We start from the raw sequence: 15,899 nt of genomic DNA, 5'->3' as shown, positions 1-15,899 counted from the left end.
CGTACGGTCCACTGCCGGGCCGTACGTCCGCCCCGCGCCCGCACCACGCATCAGGCGAGCTCCGCAGCGTACGGCGGTTCCGCGCCCGCGCGGGAGCAGGTGACGGCGGCGGCACGGGCGGCGAAGCCGAGGATGTCGCGCCAGTCGTCGGGACCGAGCGCGGCGAGGGCATCGCGGGAGAGGGCGTCATGGGCGTCCAGCCGGTGCAGCAGCGCCGCGTTGACGGTGTCGCCCGCGCCGATGGTGTCGACCACCTCGACCCGGTGGCCGGGCACGCCGACCTCGCCACCGCCCGGCGTCAGCACCGTAAGACCGTCGCCGCCCCGGGTGATCACGATCGCTGCGGGGCCGTGCCCCAGCCATTCCCCGGCCACGGCCGAGACCGCGTTCCAGGACCCGTCCGCCCGGTCCGCTCCGGCCCCCGCCAGCCACGCCGCATCCTCCTCCGAGAGCTTCAGCAGCGTCAGATGCGGCAGCCAGGACCGGAAGCGGGCGCGGTAGGCATCCGCGTCGGGGATCAGACCTGGCCTGATGTTGGGGTCGAGCGCCGTGCAGACACCACGCGCGGCCTCGCGCCGCAGCAGGGCCTCGTACGCGCTCGCCCCCGGCTCCAGCACCAGCGAGCAGGTGCCCAGCGAGAGCGCGCGGGCCCCGGCGGGCAGCGCGGGCGGCAGGACGAAGAGCCGGTCGGCGGTGCCGTCCACGTAGAAGCCGTATCCGGCCGAGCCGTCCGGGCTGATGTCCGCGACCGCCAGCGTGGTCGGCTCGTCGCCGCGCTGCACCAGAGAGGTGTCCACACCATCGGTGTGCAGGCCGTCCAGCAGCGCCTCGCCGAAGGTGTCGGTCGAGACCCGCGAGCAGAACGCGGTGGGCGAGCCCAGCCGCCCCAGGGCGAGGGCGGTGTTGTACGGACCGCCGCCGCGCCGGGGGAGCAGCGCGGGCAACCGGCCGTTCCCGGAAGGGCCTTGGGAGCTGGGGACGAGGTCGATCAGCGCCTCGCCGGCAACGACGATCACGGGGTGCGGTTCCTTTCCTGGGCGGCCGGGGAGGCGGCCGGCAAAGTGGCCGGGGAGGGTTCGGGACAGCCGCACGACGTACGGTGCACAAAGGTGCAGGGCAGCCGGACGGTGCGGGGCGGGCGGTCCGGCTCCTCCAGGCGCTGCAGCAGCAGCCGGACCGCCGCGGCCCCGATCTCCTTGCCGGGCTGCGCGATCGCGGTCAGCCGGGGCGCGAACAGATCGGCCCAGGAGAAGTCGTCGAAGCAGGCCAGCGCGATATCGCGGGGCACCTCCAGGCCGCGCTCGCGCAGCGCCCGCAGTGCGCCGATGGTCATCGCATTGTTGGCGGTGATGATCGCGGTCGGCGGCTCGGGCGCGGCGAGCAGACGGCCGGTGGCGTCCTGGGCGCCCGCCGCCTCGGAGTTGCCGCCGGCCAGCAGCTCGGGCGCGAACTCCAGGCCGCGCTCGCGCAGCCCCTCGCGATAACCCTGGACGCGCTCGGTGGTCGTACTCAGTCCGGGCAGCCCCGCCACCAGGCCGATCCGGGTGTGCCCTAGGTCGGCAAGGTGCTCGACGAGGTGCCGTACCGGGCCGGTGTTCTCGGCGCACACCTGGTCATGGCCCGCCTGGTCGTCGCCGTCGCCCTCGCCGTCGCCTACCAGCCGGTCGAGGAAGACGGCGGGGACCTCACGGCGGGCCAGATAGCCGACCATCTCCGCGGGCTCCGCGGACGGCGCGACGATCATGCCGTCCACCCGCCGCTCGTGCAGCAGCTGGACGACCTTGCGCTCGTGCCGCGGGTCGTCGTGCGGATCGGCGATCAGCAGGCTGTAGCCGGCCTCCAGGGCACCGGCCTCGACGCCCTGGAGGATCTCGGTGAAGTACGGGTTGCTGATCGCGGAGACCGCGAGGCCGATGGAGCGGGTGCGGGAGGTGACCAGGGAGCGGGCGAGGGTGTTGTGGGTGTAGCCCAGCTCGTCGATGGCGGCGAGCACCGCGGCGCGGGTGCCGGGGCGTACCGGCCGGGTCCCGTTGAGCACATGCGAGACCGTGGCGACGGAGACACCCGCGCGCCGTGCCACATCCACCATCGTTGTCATCCGGTTCTTCCTCCCCGGGCCCGGCGCGCCACCACGGCCCGGCCCATGGCGGCACCCCTGGCCGCCGTCCCGCGAAGTCCACCACAGTACGAGCACCCGAGGCTAAACGTAAACGCTTACGTAAGCGTTTACGTACACGCTGCCTTCCCGGCACACCGAAACCGCACGACGTCGTGAGGAGACGCCGATGCGCGCGGCGCCGGAGATGACGCCGGGAGGCCGAGCGGGACCTGCTGCGCGGGCGCCCGGCCCCGCCGGAGGTGGAACGGCCCGCGCCGGTATCGTCGGGTGCCGTCGGCCACTGACCCGTAGATCACCCGTGGAGCAGCACATGAGCCAGTCCCCCGCCCGCCGGACCGTGCTGCGCGGGGCCGCGCTCGCGGGTGTCGCGTGCTTCGGCGCCGCCGCCTGCGGCACCAGGGAGCAGGAGTCGGGCACCCGGCCGGCCTCGGACGCGCCGGTCGAGCTGGGCCCGGCCTCGGAAGTGCCGGTCGGCGGTGCCAAGCTCTACGCCGAGCAGAAGCTGCTGGTCTCGCAGCCCGCCAAGGGCGAGTTCACGTGCTTCAGCACCGTGTGCACGCACATGGGCGCGATCCTGAACAAGATCGAGAAGGAGCAGGCCGTCTGCCCGCTGCACGGCAGCCGCTTCCAGGTGGCCACCGGCAAGGTCGCCGAGGGCCCGGCGACCCGCCCCCTGGAGGAGGTCCCGGTCAAGGTCAAGGACGGCAGGCTGATCGCGGGCTGAGGCGCCTCGCCCCTTGTGACGGCTCACCCCCAGTCCCAGCCGATCCCCAGTATCCCGGGCCGTACGCCCTGCTCCACGAGGTGGACGGAGTGGTGCCGGCCGCCGAGCGTCAGCTCCTGGCGGCCGCTGCGCGGGGCGCCCGCCGAGACCTGGGCGAAGCGGCGGCAGCGCACCGGCAGCGCCGCCTCGTCGAAGCGCACCTGAAGGACGTACTGGCCGCCCGCGAAGCTGAAGCCGCGTACGTACTCGGTGCTGGGGCCGCCGCTGCCGTCCTCGAAGGCGTACCCGAAGACATGGGTGTCACCGGCCCGCAGCCGGGCGTCGAAGAGCAGCTCGGCGACCACCACCCCGGTGGCCGCGTCGCCGCGCACCCGCCCCAGCCGGCAGTTCTCCGCCGTGCGGACGGTCACCTGTGACGGATCGCAGCCCGTATCGCCCCGGTGGATGGCGACATAGCGGTCGACGCCGTCCCGGTGGGCGCGGACGACCTGCAGCGACTCGCGTGCGGTCAGCTCGCGGCGCGGCCCGATGCGGACCCGTTCGTGATGCCCGACGGTGTGCAGGCCGCCGTCCGCGGGGGTCTCCAGCTCGGCGAAGAGCTGCTGGAGCGCACCCGCGGGCGCCATCAGTGAGCGGTACGAGCGCGCGGCCGGGCGCTCGGCCTCGGGGCGGGCGCCGCCCTCGGGCACCAGGAGGCGGTGCAGCGAGTGCGCGGGCAGCTCCAGGACCTCCTCCAGGGCGCGCACCGCCCGCAGCGACTCGGGGCGCTGTGGCCGACGGGCGCCCTGTTGCCAGTAGCTCAGGCTGGTCACCCCGACCTTGATGCCGCGCTGGGCGAGCTTGTGCTGGACGCGGGTCAGGGCGAGCCCGCGCGCCGTGAGGGCGGAGCGCAGGGCGAGATGGAACGGGCCGGTGCGCAGCAATTGCGCCAGCTCGGCCGACTCGGGAGCGTTGTCTGCCATTGCCTCATTCCTCCGGCGCGTGGGTGAACGTTCACAACCGGATCGCACGCCGCACGCGCTGACTGCCTGTTCACTGCAGTACGCCGGGCACCGGTCGTTCACATCCGGGCCCCGCCGTACACACCCCCATGCCACCCCGCATTGAAGCGTGTTGACCTGCGTCCGACAACACCCGATGCTCCTCAGCAGCATCCGGATGCGCTCCTCTCACCCCCTCACCCCCCTCACCGGGAGGAACGCCATGACCCGTGCTTCCCTTGCTCCCCTTGCGCCCCTTGGGCATCGTGCGCGCCGTAGATGGCTGTCGGCAGCGGCGCTCACCGCCGCCGCATGCACGGCGCTCACCACGCTTCCTGGGGCGACCGCCTCGGCGGCCACGCCCCCGGCGCACGCTGCCGCCACCAGGAAGGCGGCCGCCGCCAACCGCCTCGACATCTCGATGCAGGCCCAGGAGAAGACCAACTGGTGCTGGGCCGGCTCCGGGAACACCATCGCCGCCTGGTACGGCAAGAACTACAGCCAGAACCAGTTCTGCAACGCGGCCTTCGGCCGCCAGCAGAACACGGCCTGCCCCAACAACCAGGCCACCCTCGGCAACGTCCAGAACGCATTCGACTGGATGGGCATCAATTCCGGCTCCTATGTGAGCGGCTATCTGCGCTACAGCACGGTGCAGAGCGAGATCAACGCCAACCGGCCCGTCGAGACCCGTATCCAGTGGTCCTCCGGCGGTGGCCACATGCATGTGATCCACGGCTTCGACACGGCCGAAAACTGGGTCTACTGGGGCGACCCGTGGGCCTCCAACAGCCGCTACAACTGGGGCGACTTCGACTACTACGTGAACGGCAGCTCCTTCTCCTGGACGCACTCCCTCTACCGGATAGGAGCCTGAGGCCATGCCGAAGCCCACCGTGCGCACCGCCGTTCGCGCCGCCGCCACCGGGACGCTGGCCACGGCCCTCATCGGCCTCGCCCCGTACGCCGCCCACGCCGCCGATGCCCCCGCGGCCCCCAAGGCCCCGCCCCGCGCGAGCGTCACCGCCGCCCACGACGCGGCCACCGCCCCCGCGACCCTGGACACCCTCGCCCGGTTCTTCGCCCACGAGCCCGGTGGCGCCCGCGCCGCCGCCCCGGCCAGGGCGCACATCGAGGGCCCCGCCGTCCCCGTATACCTCCTCTCTTTGGACTTCGTCCGCGGGAAGGCCGATGCGCCCGTCGCCCGCCTGGAGTTCCTCGCCAGCAAGGCGGTCGCCGCCGACGGGCGGACGGCCTCGGTGTGGACGGTGCGGCGGGGTGCCGCCTGGAAGGTCGTCAACATCGCCAGTGGGGACGACGAGACCCGTTACGCGGCCGCTCGCGGCCGGGCCGGCACCGTCTTCCAGGAGCCGCAGATCGACGCCTGGTACGTGCAGCGCGGCGACCGCATCGAGCCGCTGGACGCGGATGCCAGGAAGGCCGTCGGGGCGCGCGGCAGCACGGTCGCCGCCTACCGGAAGCGGGTGGCGAAGGCGTACGGCGACAAGCTCCCCGGTTCCGCCTACGACCGGCGCGGCGAGGCCGGGGGATACGGGCCGGGGGCGGCGCCGGCCGCGGCGAGCCCCCGCAAGGAACCCGCCGAGGCCGGTGCGCCGGACGGCAGCATCCCGGTGACCGCCGCCTCGACCGTCGCGGGCGCCGCCGCCCTGCTCGCCCTCGCCCTCTGCGGCGCCGCGGCGGTACGCAGGCGGCGCAGCGGCTGACGGCGGGGGGGCGGGGCGGTGGGCAGGCGGCCGGCGGCCCCCCCCACCGCCCCGCCCCCGCATCCCTCCGCCGCCCGTGATTGTCAGTGGCGGTCAGTAGGGTGGTGGTCATGGCAGACCCCAGCAGCTACCGACCCAAGCCGGGACAGATCCCCGACTCGCCGGGGGTCTATAAGTTCCGCGACGATCACGGCCGGGTCATCTATGTCGGCAAGGCGAAGAGCCTGCGCCAGCGCCTGGCCAACTATTTCCAGGACCTGGCGGGGCTCCATCCGCGTACGCGCACGATGGTCACCACCGCCGCCTCGGTGGAATGGACCGTCGTCTCCACCGAGGTCGAGGCGCTCCAGCTCGAATACAGCTGGATCAAGGAGTTCGACCCCCGCTTCAACGTCAAGTACCGCGACGACAAGAGCTATCCGTATCTCGCGGTGACCCTCAACGAGCAGTTCCCGCGGGTCCAGGTGTTGCGCGGCGCCAAGAAGAAGGGCGTGCGCTATTTCGGCCCGTACGGCCATGCCTGGGCCATCCGCGAGACCGTCGACCTGATGCTGCGCGTCTTCCCCGTACGGACGTGCTCCGCGGGGGTCTTCAAGCGCTCCGCCCAGATCGGCCGCCCCTGTCTGCTCGGCTACATCGGCAAGTGCTCGGCCCCCTGTGTCGGGCGGATTTCGGCCGACGAACACCGCGAACTCGCCGAAGAGTTCTGCGACTTCATGGCCGGCCGCACCGGCGCGTACATCCGCCGCCTGGAGCGGCAGATGAAGGAAGCCGCCGAGGAGATGGAGTACGAGCGCGCCGCCCGGATGCGCGACGACATAGGCGCGCTCAGACGGGCCATGGAGAAGAGCGCCGTGGTGCTCGCGGACGCCACCGACGCCGATCTGATCGCCGTCGCCGAGGACGAACTCGAGGCCGCCGTCCAGATCTTCCACGTCCGCGGGGGCCGGGTGCGCGGCCAGCGCGGCTGGGTCACCGACAAGGTGGAGGCCGTCACCACCGCCGGTCTCGTCGAGCACGCCCTTCAGCAGCTGTACGGCGAGGAGCAGGGCGACGCCGTCCCCAAGGAGGTGCTGGTCCCGGCGCTGCCCGAGCCCGTCGAGCCGATCCAGCAGTGGCTCGCCGACCGCCGCGGCTCCCAGGTCTCGCTGCGCATCCCGCAGCGCGGCGACAAGAAGGACCTGATGGCCACGGTCGGGCGCAACGCCCAGCAGGCCCTGGCGCTGCACAAGACCAAGCGTGCCTCCGACCTGACCACCCGCTCCCGCGCCCTGGAGGAGATCGCCCGGGCCCTCGGCCTCGATACGGTGCCGCTGCGCATCGAGTGCTTCGACATCTCCCACCTCCAGGGCGAGGACGTCGTCGCCTCCATGGTGGTCTTCGAGGACGGTCTCGCCCGGAAGAGCGAATACCGCCGCTTCCAGATCAAGACCTTCGAGGGCCAGGACGATGTCCGGTCCATGCACGAGGTCATCGGCCGCCGCTTCAAGCGCTATCTCCAGGAGAAGCAGAGCTCGGGGGAGTGGACGGAGGAGCCGTCCGCCGACGCCCCGGTGGAGGACGACGGCGCACCGGATGCCATGGCCGGCCGGCCCACCGACGAGGACGGCCGCCCCAAGCGGTTCGCCTATCCGCCGCAGCTGGTGGTCGTCGACGGCGGCGCCCCCCAGGTGGCGGCCGCCCGCCGCGCCCTGGACGAGCTCGGCATCGACGATGTCGCGGTCTGCGGTCTGGCCAAGCGCCTGGAGGAGGTCTGGCTGCCCGATGACGACGACCCGGTCGTGCTGCCGCGCAGCAGCGAGGGCCTCTACCTCCTCCAGCGCGTACGTGACGAGGCGCACCGCTTCGCCATCACCTACCAGCGCAGCAAGCGCACCAAGCGGCTGAAGTCCTCGCCGCTGGACGCCGTCGCAGGCCTCGGTGAGACCCGCCGCCAGGCGCTGCTCAAGCACTTCGGTTCGCTCAAGAAGCTGCGGGCCGCCACCATCGACGAGATCTGCGAGGTCCCGGGCGTCGGCCGCAAGACCGCGGAGACGGTCGCGGCGGCGCTGGCCGGGGCGGCGCCGTCCGCCCCTGCGGTGAACACCGCCACAGGAGAGATCATTGAAGATGACGGGGCCCCGCCGGCCGCGTTGTCAGCAGAACGGGGGCAGGACCGATGAGCACAGAGCACGAAACGCAGGAAACCGAGAGAGACGGTGCACAGGTGAGTACGGGCACGACCGACCAGGGCGAGAGCGCCGCGATCCCCGAGCTGGTGATCATCTCCGGCATGTCCGGGGCCGGCCGCAGCACGGCCGCCAAGTGCCTGGAGGACCTCGGCTGGTTCGTCGTCGACAACATCCCGCCCGAGCTGATCCCGCCGATGGTCGAGCTGGGCGCCCGCTCCCAGGGCAATGTCGCCAAGATCGCCGTCGTCGTCGATGTCCGCGGCCGCCGCTTCTTCGCCAATCTGAAGGAGTCCCTGGCCACCCTCGACGCGCAGAGCGTCAAGCGCCGGATCGTCTTCCTGGAGTCCGCGGACGAGGCCCTGGTGCGCCGCTTCGAGTCGGTGCGCCGCCCGCACCCCCTCCAGGGCGACGGCCGGATCGTCGACGGCATCGCCGCCGAGCGCGATCTGCTGCGGGAGCTGCGCGGCGACGCCGACCTGGTCATCGACACCTCCAGCCTCAACGTCCATGAGCTGCGCGCCAAGCTGGACGCCCAGTTCGCCGGCGAGGAGGTCCCCGAGCTGCGGGCCACGGTCATGTCCTTCGGCTTCAAGTACGGCCTTCCGGTCGACGCCGACATGGTCATCGACTGCCGCTTCATCCCCAACCCGCACTGGGTCCCGGAGCTGCGCCCCTTCACCGGCCTGAACGAAGAGGTCTCCGACTACGTCTTTGACCAGCCCGGCTCCAAGGAGTTCCTGGACGGCTACGCCGAGCTGCTGCGCATCGTCGCCGAGGGCTACCGCCGCGAGGGCAAGCGCTATGTGACCATCGCGGTCGGCTGTACGGGCGGCAAGCACCGCAGCGTCGCGATGTCCGAGAAGCTCGCCCGCCGCCTGGTGACCGAAGGGGTCGAAACCGTCGTTGTCCACCGGGACATGGGGCGCGAATGACCGGCCGTACGCCGCGGCTGCGCCGGGTCCGCAGGTTCGTCCCCGGTGGCCGTTCGACCAAGAAGGGCGCCACCCCCAAGGTGGTGGCGCTCGGCGGCGGCATGGGCCTGTCCGCCTCGCTCGCCGCGCTGCGCCGGATCACCGGCGATCTGACGGCCGTGGTCACGGTCGCCGACGACGGCGGCTCCAGTGGCCGGCTCCGCGACGAGCTGGGGGTGCTGCCGCCCGGTGACCTGCGCAAGGCGCTGGCCGCGCTGTGCGGCGACGACGACTGGGGCCAGACCTGGGCCCGGGTGATCCAGCACCGCTTCCAGTCCGAGGGCGAGCTGCACGACCACGCGGTCGGCAATCTGCTGATCGTCGCGCTGTGGGAGCAGCTCGGCGACCATGTCCAGGCCCTTGACCTGGTCGGCAAGCTGCTCGGCGCACAAGGCCGGGTGCTGCCCATGTCGGCGGTGCCCCTCGAGCTCCAGGCCCAGGTCAGGGGCCATGACGTGGCCCGCCCGGACGAGGTCTCCACGGTCCGTGGCCAGGCCACGGTCGCGCTCACCCGCGGCGAGGTGCTCTCCGTCCATGTGGTCCCCGAGGACCCGCCGGCGGTGCCCGAGGCGGTCGCCGCGGTGCGCGATGCCGACTGGGTGGTGCTGGGTCCCGGCTCCTGGTTCTCCTCCGTGATCCCGCATCTGCTGGTGCCGGAGCTGCGCGAGGCCCTGGAGGAGACCAAGGCCCGAAAGGTCCTTTCGCTCAACCTTGCTCCCCAGCCCGGCGAAACCGATGGCTTCTCACCGCAGCGTCATTTGGAGGTTTTGGCCCGACACGCCCCTAAACTCGCCTTCGACGTGGTGCTGGCCGACAAGGCCGCCGTGCCCGACATCGAAGGTCTGACGGTTGCCGCCAAGCAGCTGGTGGGCAGCGAGGTCGAGCTGGCTGCGGTCGCCGCCCAAGGAGACGACACCCGGCCGAGTGCCGGGCCGGCCCCCGACCGGCACGACCCGGAGCTGCTGGCAGCCGCGTACGACCGTATTTTTCGGATGCATGGAAGGATCGGCCCATGGCGATGACGGCTGCGGTGAAGGATGAAATCTCCCGGCTCCCCGTCACCCGGACCTGCTGCCGGAAGTCGGAGGTCTCGTCGATCCTGCGGTTCGCGGGTGGTCTGCACCTGGTCAGCGGCCGCATTGTGATCGAGGCGGAGCTGGACACGGGCATCGCCGCCCGGCGGCTGCGCAAGGACATCCTGGAGATCTTCGGGCACTCCTCCGACCTGGTGGTGATGGCCCCCGGCGGCCTGCGGCGCGGCAGCCGCTATGTCGTACGGGTGGTGGCCGGCGGCGACCAGCTGGCGCGGCAGACCGGCCTGGTCGACGGCCGCGGCCGCCCCATCCGCGGGCTGCCACCGCAGGTGGTCTCCGGCGCGACCTGCGACGCCGAGGCGGCCTGGCGCGGCGCCTTCCTGGCCCACGGCTCGCTCACCGAGCCCGGCCGCTCCTCCTCCCTGGAGGTCACCTGCCCCGGCCCCGAGGCGGCCCTCGCGCTGGTCGGCGCGGCCCGCCGGCTGGGCATCGGCGCCAAGGCGCGCGAGGTGCGCGGCGTGGACCGCGTCGTCGTCCGTGACGGTGACGCGATCGGCGCGCTGCTGACGCGGCTCGGCGCGCATGAGTCGGTGCTCGCGTGGGAGGAGCGGCGGATGCGCCGCGAGGTCCGCGCCACCGCCAACCGCCTCGCCAACTTCGACGACGCCAACCTGCGCCGCTCGGCGCGCGCCGCGGTCGCCGCGGGCGCCCGGGTCCAGCGCGCCCTGGAGATCCTGGGCGAGGAGGTCCCCGAGCACCTCGCGGCGGCCGGCCGGCTGCGCATGGAGCACAAGCAGGCCTCCCTGGAGGAGCTGGGCGCCCTCGCCGACCCGCCGCTGACCAAGGACGCGGTGGCCGGGCGTATCCGGCGGCTGCTGGCGATGGCCGACAAGCGCGCCCAGGACCTCGGCATCCCCGGTACGGAGTCCAATCTGACGGAGGAGCTGGCCGAGGGCATGGTCGGCTGACGGGCGGTTGCCGGGCGGGCGGGGTGGACCTCCCGTCCGGCGGGTGACGTCCGGTTCCCGCCGAGGCTTCGGGGGTCCGGTCGGTCACGGCGGACGAGGCCGGACCGTTGCCGTCGCACAGAGCGGATCCGGCCGCCGTCGGGCGGGGTGGTTTCGATTCCACGGGCGGGGCGATCGCTCAGCTGAGCTGCAAGGCTTCTCAGTTGTGAGCACGCAGTGGGCCCAGATGTCAATGTCACGTACGTCTCGTGCAGGGGGTAGGGTCGGAGGCGGTCGGGGACATCCCATACAGCTCGGCGGTGCATAAACCGCCGTACCAACGAGGAGATCGGTTTCGTGACGATCCGCGTAGGCATCAACGGATTCGGCCGCATTGGTCGCAACTACTTCCGCGCGCTCCTGGAGCAGGGTGCGGACATCGAGATCGTCGGTGTCAACGACCTGACCGACAACGCCACCCTGGTGCACCTGCTCAAGTACGACACCATCCTGGGTCGCCTGAAGCAGGACGTCAGCCACACCGACGACACCATCACGGTCGGCGGCCAGACCTTCAAGACGATGGCCGAGCGCGACCCGGCGAAGCTCCCCTGGGCGGAGCTCGGCGCCGACATCGTCATCGAGTCGACCGGCATCTTCACCAAGAAGGCCGACGCCGAGAAGCACATCGCGGCCGGCGCCAAGAAGGTCCTGATCTCCGCGCCCGCCAAGGACGAGGACATCACGATCGTGATGGGCGTCAACCAGGACAAGTACGACGCGGCCAACCACCACGTCATCTCCAACGCCTCCTGCACCACCAACTGTGTGGCGCCGATGGCGAAGGTTCTCGACGAGAACTTCGGCATCGTCAAGGGCCTGATGACCACGGTCCACGCGTACACCAACGACCAGCGCATCCTGGACTTCCCGCACAGCGACCTGCGCCGCGCCCGCGCCGCCGCGGAGAACATCATCCCGACCTCGACCGGTGCCGCCAAGGCCACCGCTCTGGTCCTCCCGCAGCTCAAGGGCAAGCTGGACGGCATCGCGATGCGCGTGCCCGTCCCCACCGGCTCGGTCACCGACCTGGTCCTCGAGCTCGACCGCGAGGTCACCAAGGACGAGATCAACACCGCGTTCCAGAAGGCCGCAGAGGGCCAGCTCAAGGGCATTCTCGAGTACACCGAGGACCCGATCGTCTCCTCGGACATCGTGAACTTCCCGGCCTCCTGCACCTTCGACTCGCAGCTGACGATGGCTCAGGGCAAGCAGGTCAAGGTCGTCGGCTGGTACGACAATGAGTGGGGCTACTCCAACCGCCTGGTGGACCTGACCACCTTCGTCGGCGGCCAGCTCTGATCTCTGGTTGACACCCGAGGCACCGAGATGTGAGGACGGGGCTCGTAGGACGCGATGACGCGTCGTACGGGCCCCGTCCTGTGACCGACCTACGCAAACGGAGTCATTTCCGCATGAAGACGATCGACGACCTCGTCACCGAAGGCGTCGCGGGCAAGCGGGTCTTTGTCCGTGCCGATCTGAATGTGCCGCTGGACGGCACCACCATCACCGACGACGGCCGCATCCGCGCCGTCCAGCCGACGATCGCCAAGCTCGCCGGGCTCGGCGCCAAGGTGATCGTCGCCTCCCACCTGGGCCGCCCCAAGGGCGCCCCGGACCCGGCCTTCTCGCTGGCCCCGGCCGCCGAGCGCCTGGGTGAACTCCTGGGCCAGGACGTCGCGTTCGCCACCGACACGGTCGGCGAGTCCGCCCGGTCCGTGACCGCGGGCCTCGCCGACGGCCAGGTCGCCGTGCTGGAGAACCTCCGCTTCAACGCGGGCGAGACCAGCAAGGAAGACGCCGAGCGCGGCGCCTTCGCCGACCAGCTCGCCCAGCTGGCGGACCTGTACGTGGGCGACGGCTTCGGCGCGGTGCACCGCAAGCACGCCTCCGTCTACGACCTCCCCGCGCGCCTCCCGCACGCCGCGGGCGGCCTGATCGCCACCGAGGTCGGCGTGCTGAAGAAGCTCACCGAGGACGTCAAGCGCCCGTACGTCGTCGCGCTCGGCGGCGCCAAGGTCTCCGACAAGCTCGCCGTCATCGACCAGCTGCTGGAGAAGGCCGACCGCATCCTCGTCGGCGGCGGCATGGCGTACACCTTCCTCAAGGCCAAGGGCCACGAGGTGGGCATCTCGCTGCTCCAGGAGGACCAGGTCCCGGCCGTCCTCGAGTATCTGGCGCGGGCCGAGCGGCGCGGCGTGGAGTTCGTCCTCCCCGTCGACGTCCTGGTTTCGCCCGAATTCCCCGACCTGAAGGGCAAGACGCCGGCCAACCCCACCGTCGTCGCCTCGGACGCCATCCCGGCCGACCAGGAGGGCCTGGACATCGGCCCGAAGACCCGCGAGCTCTACGCCGCGAAGCTCGCCGACGCGGGCACCGTCTTCTGGAACGGCCCGATGGGCGTCTTCGAGCACCCCGACTACGCGAACGGCACCAAGGCCGTCGCGAAGGGGCTGCTGGACTCGAAGGCCTTCACCGTCGTCGGCGGCGGTGACTCGGCCGCTGCCGTGCGTCTGCTCGGCTTCGACGAGAATGCTTTCGGCCACATCTCGACCGGTGGCGGCGCCAGCCTCGAATACCTCGAAGGCAAGACGCTCCCCGGCCTCGCCGCTCTGGAGGACTGAACAACGTGACGGACCGCACCCCGCTGATGGCGGGCAACTGGAAGATGAACCTCAACCACCTCGAGGCCATCGCGCACGTCCAGAAGCTCGCCTTCGCCCTCAACGACAAGGACTTCGACGCCGTAGAGGTCGCCGTCCTGCCGCCCTTCACCGACCTGCGCTCAGTGCAGACGCTGGTCGACGGCGACAAGCTCAAGATCAAGTACGGCGCCCAGGACATCTCGGCGCACGACTCCGGTGCCTACACCGGTGAGATCTCCGGCCCGATGCTGGCCAAGCTCAAGTGCACGTTCGTGGCCATCGGCCACAGCGAGCGCCGCCAGTACCACGGCGAGAACGAAGAGATCTGCAATGCCAAGGTCAAGGCGGCCTTCAAGCACGGCCTGACCCCGATCCTGTGCGTCGGTGAGGGCCTGGACGTCCGCAAGGCGGGCAACCAGGTCGCCCACACCCTCGCCCAGCTCGACGGCGGCCTCAAGGACGTCCCGGCCGAGCAGGCCGAGACCATCGTGATCGCCTATGAGCCGGTGTGGGCGATCGGCACCGGCGAGGTCGCCACCCCCGAGGACGCGCAGGAGGTCTGCGGTGCGATCCGCGGCCGCCTCGCCGAGCTCTACAGCCAGGAGCTGGCCGACAAGGTCCGCATCCAGTACGGCGGCTCGGTCAAGTCCGGCAATGTCGCGGCGATCATGGCGCAGCCGGATGTCGACGGCGCGCTGATCGGCGGCGCGGCGCTGGACGCGGACGAGTTTGTGAAGATCGTCCGCTTCCGCGACCAGTAGCAGCTATGACGACGGGCCCGGCCCGTCGTACCCTGTCGGGGCCGGGTCAGGCGTCCAGTACGCCACCCGGCCCCGCACCATTTCAACCAGTCCCAGAGAGTTGGTCCAGCCGTGGTCATCGGGTTCTCGATCGCCCTCATCGTCTTCAGCGTGCTGCTGATGATGCTGGTGCTCATGCACAAGGGAAAGGGCGGCGGCCTGTCCGACATGTTCGGCGGCGGTATGCAGTCCTCGGTCGGCGGCTCCTCGGTCGCCGAGCGGAACCTCGACCGCATCACCGTCGTGATCGGTCTGCTGTGGTTCGCGTGCATCGTGGTCCTCGGCATTCTGATGAAGCTCGGCAACTGACATACCGTCGGAGGCGCGGCCTATCATGAAGGCGGCGTCCTTGGGCGGGGTGTAACTCCTGTCACTGGACGCGCGTTGGGCCTTACATAGACTGGAGCGCCCGCAGCGCAGCTGCTGTGAGAAATGCTTTGCAGCACCATTACGCAGGGAGTTACGACCGTGGCAAGTGGCAACGCGATCCGAGGAAGTCGGGTCGGAGCGGGGCCGATGGGGGAGGCCGAGCGCGGCGAGTCCGCGCCCCGCATCCGCATCTCCTTCTGGTGCTCCAACGGGCACGAGACACAGCCCAGCTTCGCCGGTGACGCACAGGTGCCGGACACCTGGGACTGCCCGCGCTGTGGATTCCCGGCCGGCAAGGACCGCGACAGCCCGCCGGATCCGCCGCGCACCGAGCCGTACAAGACCCATCTCGCCTACGTCCGGGAGCGCCGCAGCGACGCCGACGGTGAGGCGATCCTCGCGGAGGCGCTCGCCAAGCTCCGCGGCGAGATCTGAACGACCAGCAGAGACGATGTCCGGCCCGGCCGGAGGGACACCCGCCCTCCGGCCGGGCCGTTCCGCGTCCCGGGCGCCACCGGCACCGGCGCGGTGATACCTGCTCGTTGCACTGCTGACAGCCGCTCGTCCCTCAGCGGACAGATACCTCTCCCACGCTCGGGTTCTCCCCCGCTCTCGGCTCCGCTCGAGCGGGGGGACCCCATGCGCGGGAGGTGCCCCCACCGCGCCCTGATCAATTAGGTTGGGACACGGCGGGGTGCCGGTACGAGACGAAGAAGGCTGATGTCCGAGATGAACGCAGTAAGCCGCAGCAGGCTCGACCAGATGCCTGAGTGGACCGCGTTGAGCAAGCACCGGGAGCAGCTGGGGGAGGTGCATCTGCGCGAGCTGTTCGACCGCGATCCGGCCCGCGCCGAGCGGTACACCCTCCAGGTCGGTGATCTGCACCTGGACTACTCCAAGCACCTGGTCACCGATGAGACGCTGCGGCTGCTGGGCGAACTGGCCGCGGCGACGGGAGTTGCCGAGCTGCGCGAGGCGATGTTCCGCGGCGAGAAGATCAATATCACCGAGGGGCGCTCCGTACTGCACACCGCGCTGCGTGCGCCGGGCTCCGCGGTCATCAAGAGCGACGGTGAGAACGTGGTGCCCGCCGTGCACTCCGTCCTGACGAAGATGGCCACCTTCGCCGACCGGGTCCGCTCCGGCGGCTGGAAGGGCCACACCGGCCGCCGTATCAAGACGGTCGTCAACATCGGTATCGGCGGCTCGGACCTGGGTCCCGCGATGGCGTACGAGGCGCTGCGCGCCCACACCCACCGGGACATGCAGTTCCGCTTCGTCTCCAATGTGGACGGCGCCGATCTGCACGAGGCGGTACGGGACCTGGACCCGGCCGAGACGCTGTTCATCAT

General features: G+C 71.1%; 15 protein-coding genes and 1 pseudogene. 13 read left to right on the top strand and 3 right to left on the bottom strand.

The window, feature by feature from the left end:
• Positions 1 to 50 precede the first annotated feature (50 nt).
• Both AB0D04_RS39225 and AB0D04_RS39220 read right to left on the bottom strand, forming a co-directional pair.
• Positions 51 to 1,016 (bottom strand): carbohydrate kinase, encoded by a 966-nt coding sequence (locus tag AB0D04_RS39225; protein ID WP_362712190.1) that lies wholly within the window; start codon positions 1,014 to 1,016, stop codon positions 51 to 53.
• The gene (locus AB0D04_RS39220; RefSeq protein ID WP_362712189.1) at positions 1,013 to 2,098 is read right to left on the bottom strand and encodes a LacI family DNA-binding transcriptional regulator; all 1,086 of its coding nucleotides are present in this window, start codon (positions 2,096 to 2,098) and stop codon (positions 1,013 to 1,015) included. Before AB0D04_RS39220 ends, AB0D04_RS39225 begins: the two co-directional genes overlap by 4 nt.
• 331 nt (positions 2,099 to 2,429) lie before the next feature.
• On the opposite strand from AB0D04_RS39220, the gene AB0D04_RS39215 reads away from it, so the two are divergent.
• Positions 2,430 to 2,843 carry a Rieske (2Fe-2S) protein gene (locus AB0D04_RS39215; RefSeq protein WP_362712188.1) on the top strand — a complete coding sequence of 138 codons (414 nt, stop codon included), beginning with the start codon at positions 2,430 to 2,432 and terminating at the stop codon, positions 2,841 to 2,843.
• A gap of 23 nt (positions 2,844 to 2,866) precedes the next feature.
• Here AB0D04_RS39215 and AB0D04_RS39210 read toward each other — a convergent pair whose 3' ends face one another.
• Positions 2,867 to 3,805 (bottom strand): hypothetical protein, encoded by a 939-nt coding sequence (locus tag AB0D04_RS39210; protein WP_362712187.1) that lies wholly within the window; start codon positions 3,803 to 3,805, stop codon positions 2,867 to 2,869.
• A 241-nt stretch (positions 3,806 to 4,046) separates the two neighbouring features.
• Here AB0D04_RS39210 and AB0D04_RS39205 point away from each other — a divergent pair, with 241 nt between their 5' ends.
• The 12 genes and pseudogenes from AB0D04_RS39205 to AB0D04_RS39150 all read left to right on the top strand — a co-directional run.
• On the top strand, positions 4,047 to 4,700 hold the full coding sequence (locus AB0D04_RS39205; RefSeq protein ID WP_362712186.1) for a papain-like cysteine protease family protein: 654 nt from the start codon (positions 4,047 to 4,049) through the stop codon (positions 4,698 to 4,700).
• A gap of 4 nt (positions 4,701 to 4,704) precedes the next feature.
• Entirely contained in the window at positions 4,705 to 5,547 is an 843-nt protein-coding gene (locus AB0D04_RS39200) for a hypothetical protein (protein WP_362712185.1), read from the top strand.
• Positions 5,548 to 5,657: 110 nt separating this feature from the next.
• Positions 5,658 to 7,709, top strand: a complete 2,052-nt coding sequence (gene uvrC / locus AB0D04_RS39195) for an excinuclease ABC subunit UvrC (protein WP_362712184.1) — start codon at positions 5,658 to 5,660, stop codon at positions 7,707 to 7,709.
• Positions 7,706 to 8,650: an RNase adapter RapZ gene (gene rapZ, locus AB0D04_RS39190; RefSeq protein ID WP_362712183.1), complete on the top strand. Its 945-nt coding sequence runs from the start codon at positions 7,706 to 7,708 to the stop codon at positions 8,648 to 8,650. The genes uvrC and rapZ overlap by 4 nt, the downstream gene beginning before the upstream one ends.
• Positions 8,647 to 9,711: a uridine diphosphate-N-acetylglucosamine-binding protein YvcK gene (yvcK, locus tag AB0D04_RS39185; protein ID WP_362712182.1), complete on the top strand. Its 1,065-nt coding sequence runs from the start codon at positions 8,647 to 8,649 to the stop codon at positions 9,709 to 9,711. Before rapZ ends, yvcK begins: the two co-directional genes overlap by 4 nt.
• Complete coding sequence (gene whiA / locus AB0D04_RS39180) at positions 9,702 to 10,691, top strand: DNA-binding protein WhiA (protein ID WP_018091880.1); 990 nt, start codon at positions 9,702 to 9,704, stop codon at positions 10,689 to 10,691. Before yvcK ends, whiA begins: the two co-directional genes overlap by 10 nt.
• 336 nt (positions 10,692 to 11,027) lie before the next feature.
• A complete protein-coding gene (gene gap, locus AB0D04_RS39175) occupies positions 11,028 to 12,032 on the top strand; it encodes a type I glyceraldehyde-3-phosphate dehydrogenase (RefSeq protein ID WP_362712181.1) in 1,005 nt (334 codons plus the stop codon).
• A gap of 113 nt (positions 12,033 to 12,145) precedes the next feature.
• The gene (locus tag AB0D04_RS39170) at positions 12,146 to 13,357 is read left to right on the top strand and encodes a phosphoglycerate kinase (protein WP_362712180.1); all 1,212 of its coding nucleotides are present in this window, start codon (positions 12,146 to 12,148) and stop codon (positions 13,355 to 13,357) included.
• Between the two features lie 5 nt (positions 13,358 to 13,362).
• Entirely contained in the window at positions 13,363 to 14,139 is a 777-nt protein-coding gene (gene tpiA, locus AB0D04_RS39165; protein WP_362712179.1) for a triose-phosphate isomerase, read from the top strand.
• A 111-nt stretch (positions 14,140 to 14,250) separates the two neighbouring features.
• Positions 14,251 to 14,487: a preprotein translocase subunit SecG gene (gene secG / locus AB0D04_RS39160; RefSeq protein ID WP_362712178.1), complete on the top strand. Its 237-nt coding sequence runs from the start codon at positions 14,251 to 14,253 to the stop codon at positions 14,485 to 14,487.
• Between the two features lie 159 nt (positions 14,488 to 14,646).
• Complete coding sequence (locus tag AB0D04_RS39155) at positions 14,647 to 14,982, top strand: RNA polymerase-binding protein RbpA (protein WP_016578660.1); 336 nt, start codon at positions 14,647 to 14,649, stop codon at positions 14,980 to 14,982.
• A gap of 294 nt (positions 14,983 to 15,276) precedes the next feature.
• A pseudogene (locus AB0D04_RS39150) lies at positions 15,277 to 15,899 on the top strand (glucose-6-phosphate isomerase); the annotation flags it as partial.

Origin of the sequence: Streptomyces sp. NPDC048483 (genome assembly GCF_040651455.1) — a bacterium.
Classification (GTDB): domain Bacteria; phylum Actinomycetota; class Actinomycetes; order Streptomycetales; family Streptomycetaceae; genus Streptomyces.
The sequence above is the reverse complement of the archived record's forward strand: the minus strand, read 5'-3'. Positions and strand labels throughout refer to the sequence as shown.

Bases quoted from the DNA above. Each gene is read 5' to 3' on its own strand.
- uvrC (WP_362712184.1), top strand. From the start codon at position 5,658: ATGGCAGACCCCAGCAGCTACCGACCCAAGCCGGGACAGATCCCCGAC.
- whiA (WP_018091880.1), top strand. From the start codon at position 9,702: ATGGCGATGACGGCTGCGGTGAAGGATGAAATCTCCCGGCTCCCCGTC.
- yvcK (WP_362712182.1), top strand. From the start codon at position 8,647: ATGACCGGCCGTACGCCGCGGCTGCGCCGGGTCCGCAGGTTCGTCCCC.
- AB0D04_RS39215 (WP_362712188.1), top strand. From the start codon at position 2,430: ATGAGCCAGTCCCCCGCCCGCCGGACCGTGCTGCGCGGGGCCGCGCTC.
- AB0D04_RS39205 (WP_362712186.1), top strand. From the start codon at position 4,047: ATGACCCGTGCTTCCCTTGCTCCCCTTGCGCCCCTTGGGCATCGTGCG.
- AB0D04_RS39210 (WP_362712187.1), bottom strand. From the start codon at position 3,805: ATGGCAGACAACGCTCCCGAGTCGGCCGAGCTGGCGCAATTGCTGCGC.
- AB0D04_RS39220 (WP_362712189.1), bottom strand. From the start codon at position 2,098: ATGACAACGATGGTGGATGTGGCACGGCGCGCGGGTGTCTCCGTCGCC.
- AB0D04_RS39170 (WP_362712180.1), top strand. From the start codon at position 12,146: ATGAAGACGATCGACGACCTCGTCACCGAAGGCGTCGCGGGCAAGCGG.
- rapZ (WP_362712183.1), top strand. From the start codon at position 7,706: ATGAGCACAGAGCACGAAACGCAGGAAACCGAGAGAGACGGTGCACAG.
- AB0D04_RS39200 (WP_362712185.1), top strand. From the start codon at position 4,705: ATGCCGAAGCCCACCGTGCGCACCGCCGTTCGCGCCGCCGCCACCGGG.